This window comes from Candidatus Kryptonium thompsonii, assembly GCF_001535985.1.
GTDB lineage: Bacteria > Bacteroidota > Ignavibacteria > Kryptoniales > Kryptoniaceae > Kryptonium > Kryptonium thompsonii.
Map to the genome: position 1 here is coordinate 1 of NZ_CZVS01000027.1, position 26,091 is coordinate 26,091.

Genomic DNA, 26,091 nt, shown 5'->3' on the forward strand with positions numbered 1-26,091 from the left:
GATATAAAGTATGCATTCCACACCTCTGTAAACGGCATGAACTCAATAAACCTTATCTCAACATTTCTTGCCCATGCGAAATCAACTAAATCTAATATCTCATCGTCATTTACACCACGCAAAATCACACTATTGATTTTTAATTTCACACAATCATTAATAGCTTTATCAATTCCCTCCATAACTTCACTAAAACCATCCAAACCACTTATCTTCTTAAACTTCTTCGGATCAAGAGTATCAAGACTAACATTTACGCCAACTTCATATTCAGATAAAAATTTCGAAAATTTGCTCAGGAAAAATCCATTCGTTGTTATCTTAACCTTTAAATTTTTCTCTGCCAAATTTTTTATTACTCTTTCTATACCTCTTCTCATAAATGGCTCGCCACCAGTTAAACGAACCTTTTCTATACCAAACTTTTCATGAAAGAACGAAGCCAAAAATTCTATTTCTTCAAGCGTCAAAATATCTTCACGCTTCAAAAATTCTACTCCGTTGCTTCTGCAATAAATGCAGTTAAAATTACACCTATCTGTAAGCGATATTCTAAGATAGTTTATTTGACGTCCATATAAATCACATAATTTCATCTTCACCTATTTGTTGTTTTTAACGTTAATCTTTATTTTGTGCCCGATTCAGGGCTATATTTTTCTTCCTTTCTACCTAATTGCTGTTTTATTACTTTCTCACTTGGTCCAGCAATAACTCCGGGTCTCGGCTGATAGAAGGGTTTTCCCGGCAACTGCATATTAACAACTTGTTCGTTCATTGCTTTTGTATCAATTGCGTTCAACTGCAGGTAATAGTTATAGACCGAATCAGCATTATATTTTGTACCAAGATAATGCTCCTTGTTATTGTATCTTTTCAGCCAAAGCTGCCACTGCTTCTCCGAAAGCAACCCTTTTTCATAAGCATACTTAACATTCTGATACACCCTGTCCCAATAATCATCGTAGTTGACATAAAGGAATGGAACTTTATTAGCAAGTGGATTTATGCCCCATGCATTACCGGGAATATCATATATAGGATAGGGCATAAACTTTGATGGATGTCTTGAGTTTACCCATTGTTTCGCTTCAGGGTCACCATGCTCAGCAGCCCATCTTATAAGTTCAACTAGATCATTTTGGAGCTCCCAGATGCCGTGCCACTGCGTGTAATCAGCACCCATCATAATTGCCCCATGCCTAAATCTTCTTCCTTCATGGTGCCAAGCATGATACATTAAGTGTTCAGGCTCCTCGTCCCAGCCGTTTAATACAACATCAGAATATTTCTTCCCGTTCGCTTCAAGTTCTTTTATCAAACCGTTTTTATTAAGTTTCTTAACCCAATAGACAAAAAACCCGACGAAGCTCATTATATTGCAAGTTCACAAGATCCGCAGTAAGAAAATAGGTTTCAACGAACTCTGGAGCATGGCAACTCTTACAAATAGCCTCCATCCGTGCACGCTTTATTGTCCAATCACCGAGTTTATCTTGAAGCCAAACAGTTCTATAACTCCACGCTGCTTGTGATTCCCAAGCTAATCTGGCACTTACGTTATGAGTTGACGGCTGTGTTTCGTTTCCGTCCATATGGCAAGTTGCACATGTTGGAACTTCAATTGGAATCTTTTTCAAATCCTTGCTCGCATAATTTAAGTTCATCTGTTTTTCCTTTGCTCTGAAGATATTTCCATGCTTTGATTCAAGATATATTTCAATGTGCGGGTGATCTGGACCGATGTGGCATTCGCCGCAAGTTTCAGGTTGACGAGCAACAGCTCTTGAGAAAGTATGCTTTGGATGGCATGCGTCGCATTCACCTACGCTTTTATCAGGCCAAACAATGCTTATATTGTGGCATTGCTCACAACCATGTCGTGTCGTTATCGTTGGTTCAAATATAGACCTGTCGTCATTTTTTATTATCCAAAATTGATGCGCATGCTTGCTTTGGGCAAATTCCTCAACTTGCTGTTGATGGCATTCAGCACAATCCTTTGGTGTAGGATGACGCCCAACGAGAATGTCGCTATCAGGACAATAAAAAGCGTCGAAATCGCCTTTTTCAGCTTTATGGCAATCAATGCAACCTATATTCTTGATAGCATGCTGACTTTCCTTCCATTGATCAATCGCTTTAACAGCTATGCCCTTTTCCGTATGGCAACTTACACATCTTTTATTTACGCCAGTAACTTCAATAACAGGCTTTGTTTCAGTTGATTTCTTTGCCTCTACACCAGCAACTATTACAAGTACAACCGTTAACAATATGCTAAATATACCTATTAACAATTTCTGTGTTCTCAATTCGTTTTTATCCATAGCTTACCTCTTTTTGTTTGTTTAATAGGATACAGTTTCATAAACAGTAAAAATTAAAAAGAGCAATATGACGATCGAACCTAAAATATAATGCCATTTTACCTGAGGAAACTTTTTCCGAAGCAATTCATCGATAAATGGCCAAAAAGTCATGATGATTAAAAAAATCAACATTAAGGTAATTCCAAGTTTAAGTGGAACATACTTGAGCACAAAATAGATGGCAAAGAAGTACCACTCAGGTTTTATATGTAGTGGTGTAACATTAGGATCAGCTGGTTCACCAATTCCAGGCGGAAGCACGACGGTTAAAGCACTCATAACAGTTAGCAAAAATAATGCAATAATAGCCCCATGATAAACATGTTCGGGATAGAACTTATATACCTCGTCATCTTCTATACCTTCAAGCTGCGACACACCATGAACTCGCACGAGTATTATGTGCAATGCAATAAGCATTAAAAGAGAAGTCGGCAAAAATATTACATGGAGATTAAAAAATCTTGTCAGCGTATTTACGCTAACTATTTCCCCGCCTCTTAAAAGATGCAAAAATAAACTGCCGAAAATAGGTATCTCTTTTATCATATTCGTTCCAACAGTCGTTGCCCAGTAAGAAAGTTGATCGTAAATCAAAGAATATCCTGTAAAGCACAACCCCAAAGTGATGAAAAACATCAAAACACCAATTATCCAGTTTAGCTCACGAGGTCTTCTATATGCTCTTGTGAAAAAGACACGAACCATATGAAGGAAAACTGCTACTACCATCAAATTAGAACCCCATCTATGCAAGCCTCTTATCCAAAAGCCAAGTCGCACCTCTTCAGTTATATACTTAACACTTTTATAAGCCAACTCGGGAGATGGAACATAATAAATAGTTAAAAGAATTCCTGTCAAAACCTGAAAAATAAACAAAATAAACGGTGTAACTCCAAGAGCATAAAACCAATTTTTCATATGCATTGGGATCGGTTCATCCAATATAGCTTGCTTAATTTTTCTAAAGTCAATAAGGTTCTTTTCATTCATATTATCCCCCAAGATTTCTTTTCTTCTACCCACATATAAACAAACCTTCCTTCAACATCAACCTTAAACTCATCTAAAGGTCTTGGCGGAGGTCCCGATAAAACTTTTCCATCTTTATCAAACACAGCATGATGACATGGACAGAAAAATCGTTGATTGTTCTCCTCCCACCTGACTCTGCATCCAAGATGAGTGCATATCGATGAAAAAACTTTATATTTCCCATTGATATTTGCAAGATAAAGAATTTGATCACCAAATCTTACTTCTTTAACTTGACCAAGTTCTATTTCATCAGCTTTAGCAATCACAACTTTTCTGAAAGTTGGAGCCCCTAACTTGGGGTAAATATACTTGGCTATATTGAAGATAAATAAAACGAAAGCACTTAAAATCCCACCACCCATAATTAGATTTACCAAGAATTCACGCCTTGTTTCTTTTTTCATGTTCGCTTCTCCAAATTTTATTTTCAAACTTCAAAATCTGAGCCTTTATCAGCGCCTTCCACAGTATAGTAGCTTAGAAAAACTTCCCTTACCCCATTCAACTCACGCAAATTCTCTATAATTATTTTAACTTCCCTTTCGGTATCTCCCTCTAAAACAAATACAACTTTCTCATTCTCAAAAGCAGGCACTTCAATCCCTCTCGATTTAAGCTCGTCAAGAATTCCTGGCACGTATTCGGGTGAATGAGCCTCAATATATCCACTTGCTATTATCATTTATGCTTCCTCCTTTTTATTTTAAACTAATTTTTATGCTTGAGACTCCTTCTTGAATTTTCTCACAAGCCAAAACACACTCACCGCAATAAATACAGTCGATAAACCGTCCTGAAACCTTCCCATTTCTTTCCTTTGATTTTAAAATAAACTCATGAAGTGGAACACCCATGTAACACTTAATCTGACAAACAAAACACTCTTTGCACATTTCGGAATTCTCAAACTTCAGTTTTATTAAACTTATCTTGTTAAACAAACCATAAATTTTTCCAACGGGACAAAAACTCCTACACCATTTCCTTGGAAAGAAATATTCAAAAGCGACAAGCAAAATTATCATTGAAATCGAAAACAAAAATTCATCCAAGGCATACGACATACTCTTGATAATCCCGCTTAGTGACGACATAGCCCTGAACAGATTTGTATTATGTGAAATGTACCTAGTAAAAATAGGCACCTTAATTATAAGTGCTAAAACTATGAATGCCACAACCAATAACCACTTATTGATCCCACTTTTTACATTACCAAAACCATTGCCTCTGATAAGACGAGTTTCTCTTTTTGAGTGCGGGCTGAGTTTGCCGATCAACTTAAAAATAAAATCAAAAGGACAAACCCAACCACAAAATGCTCTCCCGAATACAAGATAAATAACGATTACAGGGATAAGGGATAGTAAAAGAATAACTGTAACCGATCTCGTTGCAATTGAAACTTCCAAAAAGGCAAATGGATCTATTAAGTTAATTTTATAAAAAATCACAGAACTTGTTAGACTGCCAACAAGTATCTTCAACCCAAAAAATTGCAATATGAAGATTAGCAGAATAAAAAGCATCACGTAGTGTCTCAGCTTAAAAATTCTATTGATATTCCCTCTCAAACTCTTTACCTCTTTCAAGTATTTTGGGTAAATTCTCGCCGTATACAATTTCATATCTTTCCTCGCTACTTATACTTAAAAGTTTTTTAAACTCGGCAAGGTACTTATCTCTTCCAGATTTGTATGTTTTAATATCAACAACCTTTATCGCCGACCCACCAACGGGACAGAACTTGACACAATAACCACACCCAACACAATTTTCATTTATATATGGTTGATTTCCCCACTCGCTATTGTAAAATTCAAATACCCTTGCTCCCAACGGACAAGCCTTACTGCAAGAAAGACACACATCACCATTCCAACCCAAGCAAATGGAAAAATCAATTAACGCAATTCCCATTCTAACTTTATCTTTTGGAATCTCAATTAAAGCACCAGTTGGACACACCTTGGTACACTCCATACACAAAGTACAGGGGTTATCCCTCATATCCTTCACAACTGGCAAAGCGGATGAAAGTCCATCTTTTAAACTTGTAAATGTTATCGCATTATAACCAAGTTGACGGCAAACATCTGCGCAAATCCCGCAACTAATACATTTCGAAGTGAAATCATCAACAGCGCCTGGAGGATATATATTCACCGAATCTTTAAATAAATCAGAGAGAGGGTCGGGGAATTGATAATTCCTTTTTTTATCCCCAACCCTCGTGCTAATCCAAAGCCCAGAAAGCGAGAAAATTCCAAGAGCTGAAAAAAGTATTTTCAGAAAATTTCGTCTATTCATAAAGATCAAGTTTTAACGGGTTTATCTGGTAGTGCTTGCTTCACACGCAAAGTTCCTTTATAGAGCTTCACAGCAAACATCTTATAATCTGGCTGGAAACTAAATGGATCAAATCTGTCAGGCATTATCATGTTAATCAATTTTCTTTCATCAAACCATGGGATGAAAACGAAATCTTTCCTTGGTCCTCCCGTCGCTTTGGTTACATCGAGAACCTTCGCTTTCAATTCAATTTTACCCCGTTGTGTTTCAACAATAACTGGATCACCATCATTAATTTTAAGCTCCTTTGCAAGCTCAGAATTTATTTCAACATAAGCTCCTGGCACAGCTCTCATAAGCTCTGGAACTCTACCCGTCATAGTTCCCGTATGCCAATGCTCAAGAACTCTTCCTGTGCTGGCTCCATACTTATACTCGCTTGTGTCATAAATAACTATCTCGGTCCCATCGGGCTTCTTATATGCACACCTCAAGTTCGGAAACTCACCTGGGCTAAGAGCTATCAACTTCAACGCTGTTAACTCCTTGTCTGGGTCACCAATCACACTAACGGTATACTTAGCAGTTTCATCATAAGGAGCAGCTGAGTTAACCTCAACTTTCTTCGGATTAAATTTCCTCTCGATAATTTCCACTGTTTTGTATTTGACAAAGTTTTTGCCATCCCATTTGCAAGCCCACCATGGATTCGCCCAGGCTATAGCGCGCCCATCAATCACAAAAATTTTCTTGGTTGGGTCCGACGGATCATCAACCATGCCATGTATAAATACATTTGAATTATAGAAGCTAACATACCAGCCATTAGGCACATTATTAGCCCGGTGATATTCATGGTCTACTTTTTCCTCCTCAAGATTTTTTTCAACCCATCTCTTATAAACAGGGTTAAATTTTTCAAGATTACTTAAATAAGCTTTGGTTCTAAGATCAACTATAGGATCGTATGGATAGGCATATTGAATTCTTGATTCATATTTTAAGTATCTTTGCTTTATCCCCTCATCGGAGTGAAATGCCTCAGGCATAGGAATTCTATAACCCCAGTTTCTGTTTAACAACAACTCTTTATGCATCCCGGTGAACTCGTATCCAGTTCCCTTCGAAAGTTCCCTTAATTCATCCCATATATTCCCTGTAAATTTTCTAATCCACTGAGGTTCTTTTGCTTCAACGATAGTTCTCTTCAACCATTCTTTCTCGCTATAGTCAACAGGCCAGAATTGAGATATATGACCTTTCGGAACGATGCCTTTCTCTTCTAATCTTCTCATTATCATGGCAAATATAACCGAATCAGGTAACGCTCCGCCCTTTGACCTAACAACTTGCTTAACCAATTGATATCTTCTTTCAAGATTTCCGAAAACAAACTCTTTTTCGTACCAACTTGCGGCAGGCAAAATAATGTCAGATACCAAAGTTGATGAGGTTGGAAATGCTTCAAGAGTTATAGTAATTGGCCAAGGCTCGCCTTTGCTTGCTCCAGCACACGCTAATCTATACGGATATGCATATGGTAAACTCTGCCCTGGATTTACAGTTGAGATGAACATAACTTTAATCTGACCCGCACCATACCTTCTAAACATCTCAACGGTATGAGGTCCTGGAATTGGATGAATTGCAATCTCCTTTGTTTCCTCTTCAATTTGATCATCCGAATAACCTTTCTTCTTCAGATAATCTCTAAGTCGATTTTTCCAAATACCCTCAATCGCACTTCTATGCAACGGGTTCGCTACTAACCTTCCATATGGAAGTGCATGGCAAAGTGCCCCTGGAGCTCTTATCCCGCCACATGCATTTGGCTGACCCGTAAAGCTAAACGAATGTCTTCCAGGTTTGCAAACCTTACCAGTTATTAAATGAAGCATATGTAAGGATGCATTTACCCAACTACCTTGCAATTTCTGGTTAACACCCATCGTCCAGCAAGTGACAACATATCCTTCAGCAAACCATTTAGCTGCTATCCTGATCGCCTCAGGACCACTTATCTTCTTCCATGTTTTACTTGTCCTGTCATATATCAATGGGCTTTCTCCCTCAAATATTGCATCAGCAACCTTCTCAGGCTTATAATCCTCAAGAAATCTTAAGAATATAGCAAACCCTTTCCATAAGTCTTTTTCAATTTCATCTTCAGAGTTATACTTTTTCTTTGGGTCAGGATAAACCGATCGTGGAGTATTTGTATACGATAGATCCCAAGCTGTTCCTCTTACGCCTCCATACTCTGTTTTTATCCAAATCTTCTTAACATCTTCATGAATCCCAAAGCTGACATGTCTGTAAATAAATTTTTTATCAAGATATTTCCAATTTGCGCTCACTTCACCTTTCTCGAGATCATACTTTGCATTGTCAAGTTCAAAAGCTATCACATAAGCCATGCTATTTATCAAAGCAATATCTCTACCACTTGAAATGGGCAACCAAATATCCCCTATCACCCCTGATCTTGTCTTTCTGGGATCAGCAATTATTACCTTAACTTTATCTGGGTTTTTACTCTTTACAGCAGCTATTCTATTAAATATAATTGGATGAGCCTCTGCAATATTACTCCCAATTATGAAAAATGTATCTGCATGTTTTTTATAATCTGGATCTGGCACATCAATATCATCAAGGCTTCCATAAGGTTCATCTTTTCCAAAGGTATAAAGATAACCAACAACCGCGCTTGCCATACATGTTCTTGGTTGACCCTCAATTGAGTTATTCGCAAGCAACCCACCGCCCTTGAATACTTTATTCATTATATGTGTTTCTTCCGTTCCAAGTTGACCGCTTCCATAATACGCAACGCTAAATTTCCCATGTTCCTTAACAGCTTTCTCAACAGCGTTTGCGACGAATTCAATTGCGTCCTCCCATGAAATCTCAACAAAATTCTCTTTCAAATCAATCTCAGAAGGCTTTAAACCATCTGGGTCTTTAGATGTTTTACCTTGTAAAACCCTTGGGGAATTTGAGAGATCTGGCTTCCCAGTTTTAGGATTAAGCCACTCTTTTCTAATCATAGGATTTACAGGTCTACCTGGATATTCAAGCGCCTTGTGCAGATAAAATCCCTTGGTACACAAAACCCCACGGTTAACACTGCTGTTTTTATCGCCCTTTATTGCTAAAACCTTAAGTATGTTACCCTTTTCATCAACTTCACATTCAGCTATAGTCGTGCATCCAACAGCACAATATCTACATGGACCAGCTGGGAATGACTTTACATTCTTCGCTTGAGGGAAAATTTTGTCAGGCATATAAATTTCAGCAGCAAGCGCAGCTGAAGCTATTGCACTCAATTTTAAAAACTCTCTTCTTGTTATCCTCATTGGACCGTTTCCCTCCTTTATTTTTTGGGTTTAACTTTAAAAGTTTCAACCCCGACAACATCACCATTGGGTGAATAATCTCCATTTGCTGCAACCGCCATAATTGTAAACTCAACCTCACCAACTCCTTTTTGCGCTGGGGCAACCCACTTGAATTTCCACTCCCTAAGTTTACTACCATCAATAGTGTGAGTTAAGTAATTCTCAGAGATTTGAGTGTTTTTCCTATCTTCGACAATGAGTTTACCCCCAGATACACTAAGCGCAAATCCACCCGCGTATTCTCCTTCACTAATTACATCACTATTAATTTCGAGGCTCAAACTATAAGTTTTATTGCTAATGTAAGATTCAGGCACACCCTTAAGTAGGATTTCAATATTTTTATCCTCAGCCCCCGAATGACATTCGTCACATTCAAAAGACGGAACCCCATTTGAATGAGCGTAAATATCATCCTTATTTAAGACTAAATTTGCTACAGAAAGAATTATTACTGCCACTGTCAAAACTAAAATTCCATTTTTCATCGCTAACCTCTTTTTAATTTTCATAAAAGAACCCTGGCTTAAAAGCCAGGGCGTTAAAAAATTAGAAGTTAAACCAAACTTCGCCTTTCAATTCCCATGCTGCCTTTTTATATTCATCAGTTCCATTGATGAGATAACCCGCTGCTTTCCCTGGTTTGAAATAGCCACCCCTCAGTGTTAATATAACTTTGCCATCATGCATCTTATAATCAGCCTTAAAATCAACCTCCCATCCAAGGTCTTTAGCTGAAAGGTTAGGTTTGGGACCCGCTGCATCCCAAGCATAAATTGGTTTATTCGCCCTTATGTACGAATAAGAGACAAACAAGCTCAAATTAGTAAATGGAATAAACGTTAAATTGGCTTGACCAATTATTGTGTTTTCAAGTTCGCGATAACCTCGCACATTTGGTGCACCAAGTCCTTGCGGTGTTATACCTTCCTCATCTGGCATAATTGAATCTTCCCAAACCTCTGTAATATAGAAAAATCCAGCTGTTCTCAACTTCGTAACATTACCTTTCCCACCCCATGGACCATCAGGATCCCCAGAACCAACACCAAGAATAAAACCTGGCTTAACTTTGTCAGTCGCAGAGTAAACACCCTTCAAATAAATATTACCACCATCAATATCCCCATTGTTAATATCAACATCAAAAGTTGGCCCATAATTAGCGTTATTAATTTTATCCTTCCCCTTTAGATAGTTTACTTCATAATCAAGCGACAACTTACCAAATTTGGAACTTCCAGCTACCCCTATTCCAAAAAGATTCGTTATCTGAGGTGAAAATCTTACTTTCTTATAATCCAAGAGGTTGGGGATATAAGCATTTCCATCCCTCGTTGATCGGTCAATGTAGTAAAAAGTATAAATATCAAGTTTCGTATTGCCAAATTTTAATGCTTTAGAATAATTCGCAAGATAAAGATCGGCATCCCTTGCATCCCAACTGTTATTGTAATCGCTTGCCACACTATCAGCATCACTCAAAGCATCAACGCCTTCATTTACTTTCGCCCACCCAAGTTTTAAAACTCCATCCCCCACCGAAATATCTGCTTGCACACCATCGTAGTTATTATCAATCAGTATCCTGTTCCCAACGAGCCACTGCATTCTACCAACGGAGAAAGCTGTCTTCAACGCCGGAACCCTGAACCAAACATATGCCTGGTCAACATGAAATAGATAATGAACGTCCTTATTGTTATACAATAAGCTTGCACTTTTTCCACCATAGACTTTCCTCAGAGGTGGCTCATTATCAACCCCCCACCATCCTTGAGCCATATCAAATCTTGTTTTAATTTTAACATCACCCTGATTCGAATTTTCCTGCTTAAAACTTTTCTTCTGCACAATATAGGCATCATTGTAAGTTCCCTTATTAACCCAAAAATCTTGTTGATACTGAAACCATGTGTTAAAAGTTCCATTCAGGTTAAGAGTTAAATTATCGGTAATTTTAACCTGTGAGAATGTGACTACACTTAGGAAAATCGTTAAAACAATTAAGTAAAATGTTCGCCTTTCCATTTGAGAACTCTTTTTTGTTTTCTAAAAATCAATAAACTCTTTTATCAAAATTTATGCCATGGAATTAACCCACTAATTTTGAAAAAATTAATAATTCAAGTGGCGGGAAAGCGTCGGAAAATCGTCAGCTTACAAATTTTTGACACTTTTTAAAGGGGGGTAGGCTCTATATCAAACCGTATTTTTTCATTTTCTCTCTTAAGGTTGTCCTTTTGAGATTTAGTATCTCTGCAGCTTTTGTTTGGTTATACCCAGATTTTTCAAGAGCCCATCTTAATGCACGTTGCTCAAAATCAGCTAACACTTTTTCCAGATCTATCTTTTCCTTGTTCCAAATGTTATCAATACCTGACCTTATCGCCCCAGTAATTTCACTGGGTAGCGCCTCCCTTGTGACAACATTTCCTTTCGTTAAGACCACAATTCGCTGTACTATATTCTCAAGCTGCCTTACATTGCCAGGCCATTCGTATGCAATCATTGCTTCCATCGCTTCAGGGGTAAACTTCAACTCTGGTCTTCCAAATTTATTTAAGAAATGCTCTATCAGCAATGGGATATCTTCCCTGCGCTCTCTTAGGGGTGGAATTTTTATTGGTATAACGCTCATCCTGTAGTATAAATCCTCTCTGAATTTTCCCAACTTCACAAGATTGAACAAATCAACCTTACTTGCACATATCAACCTCACATCAACTTTTATACTCTCATTTCCGCCTATCCGTTCGAATCTTTTCTCTTGAATGACATTTAGCAATTTTACCTGAGAACTTAAGGGAATATCATCAACATCGTCTAAAAACAAAGTTCCACCATTTGCACATTCAAATTTTCCCTTTCGCTCTTTTATAGCTCCAGTGAAAGCACCTTTTTCGTGGCCAAATAGTTCAGTTTCAAGTAAAGTTTCAGGCAAAGACGCACAACTTAATTTAACAAACGGTTTATTTTTTCTTGGGCTTAATTGATGAATCGCATTTGCGACCAAATCTTTTCCAGTACCACTTTCCCCAATTATTAATACTGTTGCATCACTTTGAGCTACTATCTCTATTTGGGAGTATATATTCTGCATGGCTTTTGATTTACCAACGATATTAGAGAATGAATATCTTTCATCAAGGCGTTTTTTAAGTTCTATGTTCTCTTTCTCAAGTTCTTTATATTTTTCGATCTTCTTTAAAATCATAATCAATCTTTCTGAAGAGAAAGGTTTGGTGATATAATCGTATGCACCAAGCTTCATCGCCTCAACAGCATTTTCTATAGTTCCATAAGCTGTTATCATTATGACCATTATATTGGGGTTGATCTTCTTGATAATTTTTAAAACTTCCATTCCATCCATATCAGGTAAGCGAATATCAGTAACAACTACATCAACATCATTTTGCTCAATGTAATTTACCGCAAAAATCGGCGACTCAAAATCAACAACTTCATATCCCTCCTTGAGCAACGCATCTCTTAATGTTATTCTTTTTATTTTTTCATCCTCAATAATAACTACTTTCATACTTTACATTTTCACCTTGTTTATTTTCGTCTAAAATTTTTCTTGGAAGTATAACGGTGAAAGTACTTCCCTCACCGACCTTACTCTTAACTTCAATCCTCCCACCATGACTTGAAACAACATTATAACTTAGATAAAGTCCTAATCCTGTACCGTTAGGCTTCGTTGTAAAGAAAGGATCGAAAATTTTATTCAATATGCTTTCAGGTATTCCACAGCCATTGTCCTTTATCTTAACAAATACACTTTTATCATCACCAAATGTTTCTATTTCAATTTTACCGTTGAAGTTAACAGCATCAATAGCATTAAAAATTATATTTGCGAAAACTTGTTCAAGGTAATGAAAGTCACCCACAACTATCAATTCCTCATCACTAAGATTTTCTTCAACCTCTATCTTTTTATCCTTTATCCTAAATTGAGCTATTGCAAGGGCATCCTCAATGATATCGTTTATATTTAAATCAATCCTTTCAAAAATATGAGGTTTAGCGTAGTCAAGCAACCGTCTAACAATAAGCTCAATTCTATCCAAACCCTCAAGTGCAAGACCTAAAAATTCACGCAGTTTCTGCTTATTATCTGGCTCAGCAAGAACTGCTCTTATGCAATTTTGTATCCCGTCAAGCGGATTATTTATTTCATGGGCAAGACCTGCAACAAATCTCCCAATTGAAGTCATCTTCTCAACTTGCATCAAAACTTCCTGCGCCCTCCTTAACTGCTCATACGCCATCCTTATTTCTTCTGTTCTTTCTTTTACCTTTCTCTCAAGTTCCTCATTCATCTTTTTCAGCTCTCTCTCAAGCATAAACTTTTCGGTTATATCCCTCGTTTCTAAAACCAAGCCTATGTATTTGCCGTTGTCATCATGAACAACATTATAAATATTTTCGTAATATCTCCCATTTGCGTGCACGATTTTATGCCTTTTGGTCACGATCCCTTTTTTAAAATTTTCGAGAACCTCAAGCACTTTACTATGAATAGATTCAGGATGACACATTACAACGGAAGTGCCAAGTCGTTCTTCATTTTTTATGTTCCTATATTTCTCAGCCGATTTGTTCATATAAAGCATTCGCCCTTCTTCATCAACAAAAATTATTCCTTCATCAATAGCATCAAGTATTTTAAATAGCAAATCCTTATCGACTAAGTTTGAAAAAGGCATATCACAAGGTCCTTATGTTTTTTGATAAATCTAATCACAAAAACTTTGCCAATATCTAAATCAATTGTAAATTAATGCCTTTCTTTGCCCAATCGTGACATATTTTTGTCACAATTGTGGCAATATTGCCTCAGCCATTAAAGAGTTAATCTAAAACCTATTGACAGTGTTATCTTTATTTCTTAACTTTTAGTGAAACAAAAACCTAAAACAGGAGGAGGTTATGAATAGGATAGTTTTAGCAGGGGTGGTAGTTGCTATCATAAGTTTGATAATTGGGTTGCTCGGAAAGATACTGGGGCATACTATTATCTTCGCCAATGCTACATGGCATAACTTCGCTCAAACATGTTTACTATTTGCAATAGCTTATGGTATAGGAAAATTAGCAGTGGAAAAGGAAAAATAAGAGTTTTAAAATTGCTGTTTAGTTGACCGCTCTCTTCTCACTTGACAAAATTTGCTCATCGAAAAGTGTTAATTTTAACACAGGGGATATCTTACACTCAAATTAAGTTGGAACATTTGAGGAAAATAACTATTTTTTAAGTGTGTTTAAAAAGTTCCTTAAAAAAGAAAAACAACCTTAATTCAAAACAAAAAAGAACTCACCCATGAAAGTTGCTGTTTGCGTAAATCGGGTTCCAGACACTGAAACAAAAGTAAAAATTGGAGCAGATGGTAAAACAATTGACAAAACGGGGGTAAATTACATTTTAAATCCTTATGATGAATTCGCAGTCGAAGAAGCATTAAGAGTAAAGGAAAAGTTTGGTGGCGAAGTTATCGTCATCTCACTTGGCGGGAGCGAAAATGTTGAGGTAATAAGAAAAGCGCTTGCAATGGGGGCTGACAAAGGAATTTTGCTTAAAGATGATTCACAGCGTGATACTTTTTCAATCGCAAAAGCACTTGCTGAAGTTTTAAAAGAAATTTCACCAGATATAACATTCTTTGGCAAGCAATCGATTGATTACGATGATCAAGCGATGCCAAGTTTAGTTGGAGAACTTCTCGGAATACCTTCAATTACTGTTGTTGTTAAACTTGAAATTAATGAAGATAGAACTGTCATAGCAGAGCGGGAGATTGAAGGCGGGAGAGAGAAAGTTAGAGGAAAACTTCCGATAATAATTGGAGCACAAAGAGGTTTAAATGAACCAAGATATCCATCACTTAAAGGAATAATGGCAGCAAAGAGCAAGCCTGTTGAAGAAAGAGAAGCACCAAAGTTTGAAAACAAGACTGAAGTCATCGAAATGTTGCTCCCACCACCGAAAAAGCCAGGAAGAATTCTGGGCACAGATGCAAGTGCGGTTCCCGAACTTGTTCGCCTGTTAAGAGAAGAGGCGAAAGTAATTTAAAATTTTTAAGTTGCAAAATACTTATGGAATAATTATCTTAAAACAAATTCAAGAAGGAAAAAATGGCAATGAAAGTTTTAACTTTCGCCGAACAAAGGGAAGGGAAATTTAAAAAGTCCGCGTTTGAAGCTGTAAGAACAGGTAGAAAAATTGCTGATGAACTATCAGCTGAATTTTATACACTTGTCATTGGGGACGAAAACACTGAGAAAATAGCACCTGAGCTCGGCAATTATGGAGCTGAAAAGGTTTTTATTGTACAGGATCAAAGACTTGGTCAATATTCCTTAACTGCCTACGCGAAAGTAATATCTGAGGTAATGAAAGAACTCGACATTGAATATCTTTTTATGTCTGCGACTGCAATGGGTAAAGAATTAGCACCAAGGGTCGCCGGAAAGATCGACGCTGGATTTGCAGTGGATTGCACAGATTTAAAAGTTGAAAATGGCGAAGTGATTGCAACCAGACCTGTTTACGCAGGAAAAGCTTTCATAAAGGTAAAAATTAACTCCACTAAAAAAATTTACACACTGCGACCCAACGTCTTCCCTGCTGGGGAAAGTGACGGAAAGTTAGCTCAAGTGGAAAAATTTAATGTAAATTTAACTGATGATGATTTCAAAGTTGTTGCTTTTGAAAAAGTCGAATCTACAAAAGGGAAACTTGATGTGACAGAAGCAGATATAGTTGTATCAGGTGGAAGGGGTTTGAAAGCACCTGAGAACTTTAAACTTATTGAAGAACTTGCTGAAGTCCTAGGTGCTGCTGTTGGTGCTTCAAGAGCAGTTGTCGATGCAGGATGGCGTCCCCATGACGAACAAGTGGGTCAAACTGGAAAAACAGTTTCACCAAAACTTTACATTGCAATTGGAATCTCCGGAGCAATTCAACATCTAGCAGGAATGTCATCATCAAAGGTGATTGTCGCGATAAATAAAGATAAAGATGCACCGATATTTCAGGTTGCGGATTATGGAATAGCGGGTGACCTATTTGAGGTCGTTCCAGCTCTTACCGCGGAACTGAAGAAAGTTCTTGGGAAGTAAATTAAACTTTAAAAACAAGGAGGACTGATTTAAGGTGAAAAAGATTCAGGTAGACATAGTTGGTTTATCTGCAACGCCTACGGGACCAAGTTCTTACGCTTTGATCCTAAAAGAAGTTGGGGGTGATAGACGCTTGCCGATAATTATAGGTTCCTTTGAAGCACAGGCGATTGCCCTCGAGATGGAGGGGATAAAACCACCACGCCCTTTAACGCATGATTTGATAAAAAATATACTTGATGGGCTTGGGGTTAATATCCTTGAAGTTGTTGTCACAGATTTAAGAGATGGGACATTTTACGCAAAGATTTATCTTGAATTAAATGGAATGACTTATGAAATCGATTCAAGGCCAAGCGATGCAATCGCAATTGCTTTGAGATGCGGGGTTCCAATTTATGTAAATGACGAGGTTATGGAGGAAGCAAGTTTTGCTCCAGAGGAGGAATCACAAATTGAAGAAGAAGCAGAAGAGGAAGAAGAAAACCCACTTGCGCCGAGTGAAGATATTTCCCAACCCCCAACTCCGAAACGAACTCCAAAGCCAACTTCAAAAGAGGAGAGAATAGCTGAACTTCAAAGACAGCTTGAAGAGGCAATTAAAAAAGAAGAGTACGAGAAAGCTGCGAAAATTCGTGATGAAATCAGAAGATTGAAGATGGGCGATTAACAACTGCAAAAATAAATTAGGAGGCGCAAAATGAAACACTTTTTCTCCTTTCTCATCGCTTTGGCAATTTTATCTAAGCTTGCAATTGCACAATCAAACGAAAAGTTCAACCAACTCATCGCTGAGGGTGACGAATACTCTGAGAAAAAGTTTGATAACTACAAAGCGTTGGAAAAATACCTTGAGGCATATAAAATTAATCCGCGAGATTACAATGTCCTTTGGAAACTAAGTAAAGTTTATGTTGATATCGGCGAACACCTCCCTACAAGAACAAAAGAAGAGAAACAAAAACAACTTGAGATGTATGAAAAGGCGAGAGAATACGCTGAACTTGCAATCCAAGTAAATCCAAATGGTTCAATGGGTTATACACGAAGGGCGATCGCACTTGGTAGAATTGCTCTCTTCAAAGGTGTGTGGGAATCGATTGACCTTGTAAAAAAGGTAAAAGAAGATTGCGAAAAGGCAATTCAGCTTGACCCGAACAATAGCGTTGCTTATTATGTTCTTGGAAGAACACATGCAAAGTTGTGCGAAAAACCAAAATTGTTCCGCGCTCCCTTGGGACTTGGCTGGGCAAATTACGATGATGCGATAAAAAATTTTGAAAAGGCAATAAGCTTAAGACCAACATTCATAATGTATCGCCTCGATGCAGCAAAGGCTTATATCGAAGTTAAAAATTACAAAAAAGCAAAAGAACACCTTGCGAAAATTGCAGAACTTCCAACAGAAGATGAAGATGACCCCCAATTTAGAGCGGAAGCGAAAGAACTTTTGGAAAAGATAAAAGATAAAGCCCCATGATGATAAAATTTTTCCCTCTTTTTCTCCTTTTATCTTTTCTTTCTATCCAGAGTTTACTTGCACAGGAAATTGAATGTAAAGTTACGGTTAATTTTGAACAACTCCCACCACAAAACAAATCCGATTTATCCGACTTCGCCGAAAAAATTCAACGCTACATTAACACTTACAAATGGACGAATGTTGATCTCGGTGATGAAAAAATTCAATGCACCTTAAATATTTTTTTCACATCCGCAAGTGGAAATAATTACCAAGCTCAAATTTTTATTGGTTCACAAAGAAAAATTTATAATTCAGATAAAAGCACAGCTGTTTTGAGAATCTTCGATGATAAAGTTGAGTTCTTCTACGATAAAAATGCACCGTTATATCACGACGAATTTCGCTTCGACCCGCTGTTAAGTTTGATTGACTTTTACATGTATATCGTCATTGGTTATGATTTTGATACATATGAACCGTTTGGTGGAACTGAATTCTTTGAAAAAGCCTTCAGAATTTGTACAAATGCTCAATCTTCAAGATATTCAAGGGGATGGCAAAAAGTTACTTCGGGTTACAGTAGATTTAATTTGATAGATGAACTACTCAACTCAAAATACGCTAGTTTTAGAAAAATGATGTACGATTATCACTACAATGGACTTGACCTGTTTCAAAAACAACCTGAAGATGCCATCGCAACAATTGATTCAGCGCTTGACGTTTTGATAAAAATAAAGAGTGAAAATCCGACATCTACGCTTGTAAAACTTTTCTTCGATGCTAAGTATATGGAACTTGCCGAAATCTTAAAACATGCAAAAAATAAAGAAGCGATTTTTAAAAAATTAGTCCTTGCTGATCCATCCCATCAATCAACCTATCTGGAATACATGAAAGACTAAAGATGGAAATTCAATTCATTGGTGCAGTAAGAACCGTAACGGGTTCAATGCATCTCATCCATGCCAATGGGGTAAAGTTTTTGCTTGATTGTGGCCTTTATCAAGGTAGAAGAGCCAAAGCTAGAGAAATAAATGAAAATTTCCCTTTTGATCCGAAAGAAATTGATTTTATAATTTTATCCCATGCACATATCGACCATAGCGGGAACATACCTCAGATTGTTAAAAAGGGATTTTCTGGAAAAATCTTTTCAACTTCCGCCACCCGCGACTTAGCAAGCATAATGCTAATTGATAGCGGACATATACACGAAAAAGACGCAGAATATCTGAATAAAAAATTAAAGAAAAAAGGTGAGCCTTTAATCGAGCCTTTATACACAGCCAGTGATGCAGTTCGCGCCCTCGAACATTTTGTTGGACTTCCATATAGAAAAGAAATTGAAATAGCCACCGGGATTAATTTAATTTTTTATGATGCAGGTCATCTTTTGGGATCAGCTATAACTGTTCTTAACATAAAAGAAAATGGGACAAAAATTCGCCTCGCATTCACCGGAGATCTCGGAAGACCTTACAGACCAATTTTAAAAAACCCCGAATTAATTGGAAATGTCGATTTTCTGATAACGGAAAGCACATACGGTGGGACAATCCACGAGGAGATCGAATCCGTTGAACAAAAAATTGCTGAAATCGTGATAAAATCTTACGATCGAAATGGCAAAATCATAATCCCTGCATTTAGCGTTGACAGAACCCAAGTGTTGATTTACATACTTCATAAACTTGTTGGCGCCAATAAAATACCTAAAATTCCAATCTTTATTGATAGCCCTCTTGCTGTCAACGCCACAGAAATTTATCGGCTTCACCCGGAATGTTTCGATGACGAAATGAGAAAATTTCTTTTAAACGGTAAAGATCCATTCAATTTTTCAATGCTTCATTACATAACTGAAGTTGAGGAATCTAAAAAGTTAAACAAATATGAAAAACCATGTATAATCATTTCCGCCTCAGGTATGTGTGAAACCGGCAGAATTCTTCATCACCTTGCGAACAATATTGAAAACCCCCGAAACATAATTTTAATCGTCGGATATATGGCTGAAAATACACTTGGAAGGAAACTAAAAGATGGGGTTAAAAAAGTTAAAATTTTTGGAGATGAATACACGGTTAACGCTGAAGTTATCTCAATGGATGCCTTAAGCGCTCATGCAGATAGAAATGAACTAATCGGTTATATAAGCCATATTGATAGAAAACATGTAAAAGGAATTTTTGTTGTTCACGGTGAAGAGGAGCAATCGATTAAACTTGCTGATGCTCTCAAAGAAATTGGGTTTGAAAATGTAATTATTCCTCAAAGAGGGGAAACATTCGAAATTTAAAAATGCTGAAAAAATGGAAAACTTCAGAAGAAAAAGTTTTTGGCTTGAAACAGCCGGCGAATTTGAACCACAACCTGAACTAAAAGGAGATGTAAAAACTGACATAGCGATAATCGGCGGTGGTTTCACAGGGCTTTCAACAGCATATCACATTAAAAAAATTGATCCCTCAATTGATGTCGCAATAGTTGAAAACCAGATCTGTGGTTATGGTGCGAGCGGAAGAAACGCGGGCTTCGGGATGACACTTTTCGGCTTAACTTTCAGTTTAACCGCGATAAGATTTGGCAAAGAAAAAGCAGTTCAAGCACATCACTATATGGAAACAGCGGTTGATTATCTTTCAGAGTTTATAACATCAAATAAAATTGACTGCGACTATGAAAGACCTGGATTTTTAAGGGTCGCAACATCAAAGGCATATGTGAAAAGAATTCAGCACGAAATAAACCTTATGCGCTCCCTTGGGATTGAAGGAATAGAGTGGATTTCACAAGAACAAGTTAGAAAGGAAGTCAACAGTCCCCTCTATCTCGGAGCTTGGTGGGAGCTAAGATGCGTTTTGCTTAATCCAGCAAAACTTGCGTGGGGAATAAGAAAATTAAATCTCGACCTTGGCGTAAAGATTTTCGAATATTCCCCTGTAAATGAAGTAAATCGCCATAAAACTCATTTCACCATAAAAACAAACAACGGAATTTTAACAGCTGAAAAGATTTTATTTGCTACAAACGCATTCTCTCATCTTTTTCCTCAATTAAGAAGAAAACAAGTTCCAGCTTTCACCTATATCGTTTTAACAGAACCACTTGGTGAAGAATTTTTTAACGAAGTTGGTTGGAAAAATAGACAAGGGATCGAAGACGCACGAAATCTGGTTCATTACTATAGATTAACGAAAGATAACAGATTACTCATGGGAGGCGGTGATGTTAGCGTTGGCTTTGGGAGAAAAATGAATTACGATGAAAATGAAAGAATTTTCAATGAGCTAAAAGATTATGTAAAGAAAGTTTTCCCCGTTTTAAAAGATGTAAAATTTACACACCAATGGGGTGGACCCGTTTCTGTTCCGATTGATATGGCACCAGCAATTGGAAAAATTGGAGACGATAGAGCTTATTACAGCCTCGGTTGTGTCGGACATGGTGTATCACTCACAATCCTAAATGGGAAATTGCTTGCCGAATTGCTTCTCGAACGAAAATCTGAATTGACTGAGATATTTTTCGTAAACCGCAAAACGATCCCCTGGCCACCTGAACCAATTAGATTTGGAATAAGCCATTTGATCCGAGGCTACATGCGACTTGAAGATAAAATTCTTGACAGATGAAGTTTACCTTTTTATTTCCTCAAAAAGGAAAATCTCTATCCCAAGAAACTTTTTCTTCATGGCAAGCGACATTGAATTACTTAAAACCTTAACCACTATATCTTCAAGCTTAGGTTGATGTGAAGAAACAAACCAAATCCTTTTATATTTTTGCGATAAACTATTCAATTCGTCGATTAACACATTTTTATTTTGCTCCGAAACATCAGGAAGCTTAATTTTCACAACATCATCTTTTTTTGAATAGTAGTAAAAAACATATTTGTTCGCTATGATCAAATCCCCACCCCTTGCTCTCTCCTCAACAAATTTAACTGCCTCCCTCCATTCTTCCTTATTTGTTTTGCCATAGTACCATCCGAGATTTACAACAGAGAGAAGCAAAAAGATATACACAATGTATTTTCTAAATCTACCGTTATAATTTTCAAATCCAATTGAAGCGAGACAATAAAACGCAATAGATGAAGCAATTGCATATCTCGTAAAGTAAAAAGGAGTCAAAAATTGGGACAACGCAAACGGGACTAAAATTGGGATAATGAACCATAACCAAAAAATTAAATAAATTTTTCTCTTCTCATGGCTAAACTCTTTAAAATTAAAAATTGAGAACACGATCATTGCAAGCATAATAAAGAGTAAAATAGCGGAATTTGAATACTCAATTATAAACCTACCCAAAATCACATTTCCAAACTCATCCCTTGGCATTGGATATGTTGCCCCAGCAAATTGAATCAGGGTTTTCAAAAAATCAATAAAATCAGGTCTCGGCAACCAAAATTCGCCTGAAATCAAAATTTCATTGGCTTGCTTTAACACAATTAAAAATCTCGGTATAAAGAACAGGAAAGAAATAAACAAGGAGAGAAGAAAAACCTTTAACTTCTTTCCCTCTTGAAATGCCACGAAAATAAGTTGAGCAAAGATTGTAAAGAAAGCGTAAAGATGCGTGTAAAGCAAAAGAATATTTGTAAAAGTGTAAAAAACATAGTGTTTGAATTTACCTTGCTTTAAGATCTTGACAAAATAAAAAAACGAGACAAGAGAGAGCAAACAAAGCAAAGCATACATCCTTGCTTCCTGCGAATAAAAAATTTGAAAGACCGAAATTCCCGTCATAAACGAGGAAAAGATGGCTACTTCCCTGCTCCAGAACTCGAGACAAAATTGGTATACAGCTATCACAATGAGCACACCAAATATAACCGATGGGAAACGAAACGAGAATTCAGAATCGCCAAAAATTTTTATCCAAAAATGTAAGATGAGATAATAAAGTGGTGGATTTCCATCGGCTTGGGACGCCTTGATCAATTCAGGTATGCTCAACTTCGCAAACTTAATTGAGGAACCTTCATCAAGCCACAAACTTTCAAAATCAAGCAAAAAAATCCTTAAAAATAAACTCAACGCAAGAATAAAGATAAAAACATTTGATCTCATTCATGACTGAGCAAGATTTTTAATCTCACTTAAAATTTTCGCAACATCCATTTCATTGTTATAAACATGGAAGGAAACCCTGACAGCCATTAAATTTCCCTCAGTAACTGGTCTAACCCTTATTCTTTTTTCCATTAAATATGAAACAATTTTGTCATAGGTTATATTTTTCATTCTGAATGTTATCATTGCGGTTCTAAAGTTCTCCTCCTCTGGAGATAAAACTTCAACATTTGCAATCTTAATAAGCTCTTGATAAAAAGCCTCGGCAAGAGCTCTATCGTGCTCCCATACCTTATCAATTCCAATGGCATTTAAAAAATCAATAGCTGTTTCAAGTCCAAAAAACAGAGCTGGGTTTTGTGTCCCGTATTCAAATCTCTGCGCAGAAGGCTGAAATTTCAACTCATTTTTCTCCACGCTATATCCAGCATCGGAATACCCCCCAACTGTAAGAGGTTGAACGAGTTCGAGATTTTCCTTCTTAACATAAAGAATTCCCGTTCTCTTTGGACCAAGAAGCCATTTATGTCCGCTTGTCGTATAAAAATCGCAACCATATTCACGAACATCCACAGGCATCATCCCGGGAACCTGAGCCCCGTCAAGGAAAACCCATAATCCTTTATCTTTCGCAAGCTTACAAATCTCTCTCTCAGGGAGACGCTGTCCCGTGGTACAGGTTATATGGCTTACGAAAATAAGCCTTGTTCTTTTAGTTATTAACTTTTCAAGCCTTTCAAGATTTCCAACCCAATTTTTTGCGTCAGGTTCAAAGGTTTTTAAAACAATCCCATCTCTTTTAGCTCGGTTCAACAAAGGTATATTTCCCGCTGCGTGTTCATGTGTCGTCAAGATAACTTCATCGCCTTTCTTCAAAGGCAAACCATTTACAACAATGTTAATTCCCTCGGTAGCACAGCTTACAAGAGCAATTTCCTCCTTATCGCAACCGAAGATATCCGCACATTTTTCCTTAACCTTCCACCACTTTTCAAGATCATGATTTGGCGTCGGATATTTGTCAAGGATATCCGTTTCCTCTTTCACTTTATGAGCTACAACGAAGGGAGATGAGCCAAGACCACCTGTGTTAAGGTAGGTAAAATCTTTCGGAATTGGGAATTGATCACGAATTAACTTCCAAAACTTGGGATCACTTGAATTAAAACTTGAAATTTTTTCTTTAAAATTCTCAATGCTTATGTAATCTAACTTTTTTGAATTTGGGAAAAGTGCTCCAAATGTTAAAAATGCCATTGATTTTAAAAATTCCTTTCTTCGCATAAATCTTTAAAATGTTAATTTTTTTAATCTACCTCGGCTTCAACATAATTTACAAGTTCACCTATGCCTTGAATCCACGCAGTTATTTTGTCCCCAGGCTTAATTGGTCCTACCCCTTCAGGAGTTCCAGTTGAAATTACATCTCCAGGGTAAAGCGTTATATACTTACTAATTGATTCAACTATTGAAGGAATATCAAAAATCATATTCCTTGTGTTTGAGTTCTGTCTGAGTTCATCATTAACCCACAACTTTAAATCAAGCTCCACAGGCGTTTGAATTTCATCCGCAGTCACAATCCATGGTCCCATAGGGGCAAAATAATCTAAACTTTTTGATCTAAACCATGGATGCTGAGCTTGAATATCTTTCCTTTGAAGCTCCCTTGCAGTGACATCAACAACAATTGTATATCCAGCAATATAGCTCCAAGCATTTTCTTTCTTGATTCTTTTCCCTTTCTTCCCTATAACAACTGCAAGCTCAACCTCGTGATCAATCCTTCCAATATCTGTTGGGATATAAATAGTTTCCAAATGCCCAACTACAGCGGTGCTACTCTTTGCAAAAATAATCGGTTCTTCTACAGGCGCTGGAGAACCGAATTCCCTTGCGTGTTCTTCATAATTTCGCCCAAGACATATAAATTTTGGCGGAAACTCAACAGGCGCATTATATCTTACAGATTCCTTAACGAAAAGATATTCCATTAAATTATGTTTCTCAACAAAATCAATAACTCTTTTGAAAAGATCAATGTTAAATAACTGCTCTCGGAAAAGTTCAGTTACCGTTTTGATATACGGGAAATCGTCAATCTTATTTTTCAATTTTTGGTAAAGAGGGAGAGCATCGGTTAAATTCAAAATTCTTCCGCTCTCATCGTAGATAATCCCGATAAAATTTTCCTTCTCTGTGCGAAGTGAAAGTATCTTCATATTTCACGGTTTTTATTTTTAACTTTTTCAAATTTTAAAAAAATTTTAAAACTTTATCAAGAAAATCACCACGCTGTAAAAAATGCGTTTTTAAAATTTTTCTTCAGTTCTTTCAAACTATCACCACCAAATTTTTCAAGTACAGCATTTGCGATAACAGGGGCAATTACAGATTCGGCAATCACACTTGCAGATGGAACTGCGCAGAAATCGGAACGCTCATATCTTGACCTTACTGGTTTTAATGTTTTCAAATCAACGCTTGATAAACCCTTTACAACCGTCGAAATTGGTTTCATCGCTGCCCTTAACACTATTGGCTGCCCATTTGTCATCCCACCTTCAATTCCACCAGCACGGTTTGTCCTACAATAAATTTTCCCATTCCTTACAAAAATTTCATCATGAACTTCCGAACCAAATTTTTTTGCATTTTCAAACGCTGGACCTATCTCAACCCCCTTTACCGCTTGAATTGACATAATTGCCTGCGCTAATAAGCCATCAAGTCTCCTGTCCCACTGAACATAGCTTCCAAGCCCAACTGGCAATCCCGTAACAATCACTTCAAAGATACCACCAACTGTATCTCCGTTTTTCATCGCCTCCTTTATCATATCTTTCATTTTCTCCTCGACAGCTTTGTCAATGCACCTTACTTCGGACTTATCAGCCAATAAACTTAATTCAAGCGCTCCCTTGGGCTTGCAGATCAATCTTCGAATTTTCCTCTCAAGCTTTTCCCTATCTTCATATCCAATGTATCCAATCTGAATTACATGGCTCCCGATATAAATCCCAAGCTCTTCAAGCAATTTTCTTGCCACTGAAGAACATGCTACTCTAATTGCTGTCTCCCTTGCGCTTGCACGCTCAATTACATTTCTTATGTCATCAAAACCATATTTAAAATACCCTGCGAAATCAGCATGCCCCGGTCGTGGCACTGTTACTTTTTCAATTTCCTCACTCTTGGCAATTCCTTCAACGGACATTTTTTCCTTCCAGTTTTCCCAATCCTTATTTCGAACTATTAAAGCAATCGGGCTTCCAATTGTTTTACCAAACCTA

The 26,091-nt window shown here is 37.2% G+C and carries 25 protein-coding genes; 8 read left to right on the forward strand and 17 right to left on the reverse strand.

What is annotated here, in order from left to right; genetic code table 11:
- The 13 genes from AWW78_RS04760 to AWW78_RS04820 form a co-directional block, all read right to left on the reverse strand.
- A partial coding sequence (locus AWW78_RS04760) for a GTP 3',8-cyclase MoaA (RefSeq protein WP_047134391.1) occupies positions 1-596 on the reverse strand: 596 nt, incomplete at its 3' end.
- A 32-nt stretch (positions 597-628) separates the two neighbouring features.
- Positions 629-1,375, reverse strand: a complete 747-nt coding sequence (locus AWW78_RS04765; protein WP_141653893.1) for a hypothetical protein — start codon at positions 1,373-1,375, stop codon at positions 629-631.
- Positions 1,341-2,330 carry a multiheme c-type cytochrome gene (locus AWW78_RS04770; protein WP_075426113.1) on the reverse strand — a complete coding sequence of 330 codons (990 nt, stop codon included), beginning with the start codon at positions 2,328-2,330 and terminating at the stop codon, positions 1,341-1,343. Before AWW78_RS04770 ends, AWW78_RS04765 begins: the two co-directional genes overlap by 35 nt.
- Before the next feature lie 21 nt (positions 2,331-2,351).
- A complete protein-coding gene (locus AWW78_RS04775; protein ID WP_075426114.1) occupies positions 2,352-3,368 on the reverse strand; it encodes a cytochrome b in 1,017 nt (338 codons plus the stop codon).
- The gene (locus tag AWW78_RS04780; RefSeq protein WP_075426115.1) at positions 3,365-3,817 is read right to left on the reverse strand and encodes a QcrA and Rieske domain-containing protein; all 453 of its coding nucleotides are present in this window, start codon (positions 3,815-3,817) and stop codon (positions 3,365-3,367) included. Before AWW78_RS04780 ends, AWW78_RS04775 begins: the two co-directional genes overlap by 4 nt.
- Before the next feature lie 23 nt (positions 3,818-3,840).
- Positions 3,841-4,095: a chaperone NapD gene (locus AWW78_RS04785; protein WP_047134392.1), complete on the reverse strand. Its 255-nt coding sequence runs from the start codon at positions 4,093-4,095 to the stop codon at positions 3,841-3,843.
- Positions 4,096-4,111: 16 nt separating this feature from the next.
- Positions 4,112-5,041: a 4Fe-4S binding protein gene (locus AWW78_RS04790; protein ID WP_047134393.1), complete on the reverse strand. Its 930-nt coding sequence runs from the start codon at positions 5,039-5,041 to the stop codon at positions 4,112-4,114.
- On the reverse strand, positions 4,968-5,723 hold the full coding sequence (locus AWW78_RS04795) for a 4Fe-4S dicluster domain-containing protein (RefSeq protein WP_075426117.1): 756 nt from the start codon (positions 5,721-5,723) through the stop codon (positions 4,968-4,970). Before AWW78_RS04795 ends, AWW78_RS04790 begins: the two co-directional genes overlap by 74 nt.
- A gap of 5 nt (positions 5,724-5,728) precedes the next feature.
- Positions 5,729-9,067, reverse strand: coding sequence for a molybdopterin oxidoreductase family protein (locus tag AWW78_RS04800; RefSeq protein ID WP_075426118.1), 3,339 nt, complete (start codon positions 9,065-9,067; stop codon positions 5,729-5,731).
- 17 nt (positions 9,068-9,084) lie between these two features.
- Positions 9,085-9,621, reverse strand: coding sequence for a choice-of-anchor V domain-containing protein (locus AWW78_RS04805; protein WP_075427450.1), 537 nt, complete (start codon positions 9,619-9,621; stop codon positions 9,085-9,087).
- Positions 9,622-9,658: 37 nt separating this feature from the next.
- Positions 9,659-11,140, reverse strand: a complete 1,482-nt coding sequence (locus AWW78_RS04810; protein WP_047134395.1) for an alginate export family protein — start codon at positions 11,138-11,140, stop codon at positions 9,659-9,661.
- Positions 11,141-11,306: 166 nt separating this feature from the next.
- Complete coding sequence (locus AWW78_RS04815) at positions 11,307-12,653, reverse strand: sigma-54-dependent transcriptional regulator (RefSeq protein WP_047134396.1); 1,347 nt, start codon at positions 12,651-12,653, stop codon at positions 11,307-11,309.
- The gene (locus tag AWW78_RS04820) at positions 12,634-13,830 is read right to left on the reverse strand and encodes an ATP-binding protein (RefSeq protein WP_075426119.1); all 1,197 of its coding nucleotides are present in this window, start codon (positions 13,828-13,830) and stop codon (positions 12,634-12,636) included. The genes AWW78_RS04815 and AWW78_RS04820 overlap by 20 nt, the downstream gene beginning before the upstream one ends.
- Positions 13,831-14,053: 223 nt before the next feature.
- Here AWW78_RS04820 and AWW78_RS04825 point away from each other — a divergent pair, with 223 nt between their 5' ends.
- The 8 genes from AWW78_RS04825 to AWW78_RS04860 all read left to right on the forward strand — a co-directional run bounded on the left by AWW78_RS04825 (position 14,054) and on the right by AWW78_RS04860 (position 21,346).
- Entirely contained in the window at positions 14,054-14,239 is a 186-nt protein-coding gene (locus AWW78_RS04825; protein ID WP_047134397.1) for a hypothetical protein, read from the forward strand.
- A gap of 205 nt (positions 14,240-14,444) precedes the next feature.
- Positions 14,445-15,194, forward strand: a complete 750-nt coding sequence (locus AWW78_RS04830; protein WP_047134398.1) for an electron transfer flavoprotein subunit beta/FixA family protein — start codon at positions 14,445-14,447, stop codon at positions 15,192-15,194.
- Between the two features lie 62 nt (positions 15,195-15,256).
- Positions 15,257-16,243 (forward strand): electron transfer flavoprotein subunit alpha/FixB family protein, encoded by a 987-nt coding sequence (locus tag AWW78_RS04835; protein WP_047134399.1) that lies wholly within the window; start codon positions 15,257-15,259, stop codon positions 16,241-16,243.
- 34 nt (positions 16,244-16,277) lie between these two features.
- A complete protein-coding gene (locus AWW78_RS04840; RefSeq protein WP_047134400.1) occupies positions 16,278-16,913 on the forward strand; it encodes a bifunctional nuclease family protein in 636 nt (211 codons plus the stop codon).
- A 30-nt stretch (positions 16,914-16,943) separates the two neighbouring features.
- The gene (locus AWW78_RS04845) at positions 16,944-17,723 is read left to right on the forward strand and encodes a tetratricopeptide repeat protein (protein ID WP_047134401.1); all 780 of its coding nucleotides are present in this window, start codon (positions 16,944-16,946) and stop codon (positions 17,721-17,723) included.
- The gene (gene porD / locus AWW78_RS04850; protein ID WP_047134402.1) at positions 17,720-18,613 is read left to right on the forward strand and encodes a type IX secretion system protein PorD; all 894 of its coding nucleotides are present in this window, start codon (positions 17,720-17,722) and stop codon (positions 18,611-18,613) included. Before AWW78_RS04845 ends, porD begins: the two co-directional genes overlap by 4 nt.
- Before the next feature lie 2 nt (positions 18,614-18,615).
- Entirely contained in the window at positions 18,616-20,010 is a 1,395-nt protein-coding gene (locus AWW78_RS04855; protein ID WP_047134403.1) for an MBL fold metallo-hydrolase RNA specificity domain-containing protein, read from the forward strand.
- 13 nt (positions 20,011-20,023) lie between these two features.
- Positions 20,024-21,346, forward strand: a complete 1,323-nt coding sequence (locus tag AWW78_RS04860) for an NAD(P)/FAD-dependent oxidoreductase (protein WP_047134404.1) — start codon at positions 20,024-20,026, stop codon at positions 21,344-21,346.
- A 3-nt stretch (positions 21,347-21,349) separates the two neighbouring features.
- Here AWW78_RS04860 and AWW78_RS04865 read toward each other — a convergent pair whose 3' ends face one another.
- The 4 genes from AWW78_RS04865 to aroC form a co-directional block, all read right to left on the reverse strand.
- Positions 21,350-22,795 carry a glycosyltransferase family 39 protein gene (locus AWW78_RS04865; protein ID WP_047134405.1) on the reverse strand — a complete coding sequence of 482 codons (1,446 nt, stop codon included), beginning with the start codon at positions 22,793-22,795 and terminating at the stop codon, positions 21,350-21,352.
- Positions 22,796-24,082, reverse strand: a complete 1,287-nt coding sequence (locus tag AWW78_RS04870; RefSeq protein WP_075426120.1) for an aminotransferase class V-fold PLP-dependent enzyme — start codon at positions 24,080-24,082, stop codon at positions 22,796-22,798. It abuts the gene before it with no gap.
- Between the two features lie 23 nt (positions 24,083-24,105).
- Positions 24,106-25,020 carry a fumarylacetoacetate hydrolase family protein gene (locus AWW78_RS04875; protein ID WP_234697331.1) on the reverse strand — a complete coding sequence of 305 codons (915 nt, stop codon included), beginning with the start codon at positions 25,018-25,020 and terminating at the stop codon, positions 24,106-24,108.
- Between the two features lie 65 nt (positions 25,021-25,085).
- The coding region (aroC, locus tag AWW78_RS04880) for a chorismate synthase (RefSeq protein ID WP_047134406.1) at positions 25,086-26,091 on the reverse strand (1,006 nt) is incomplete at its 5' end.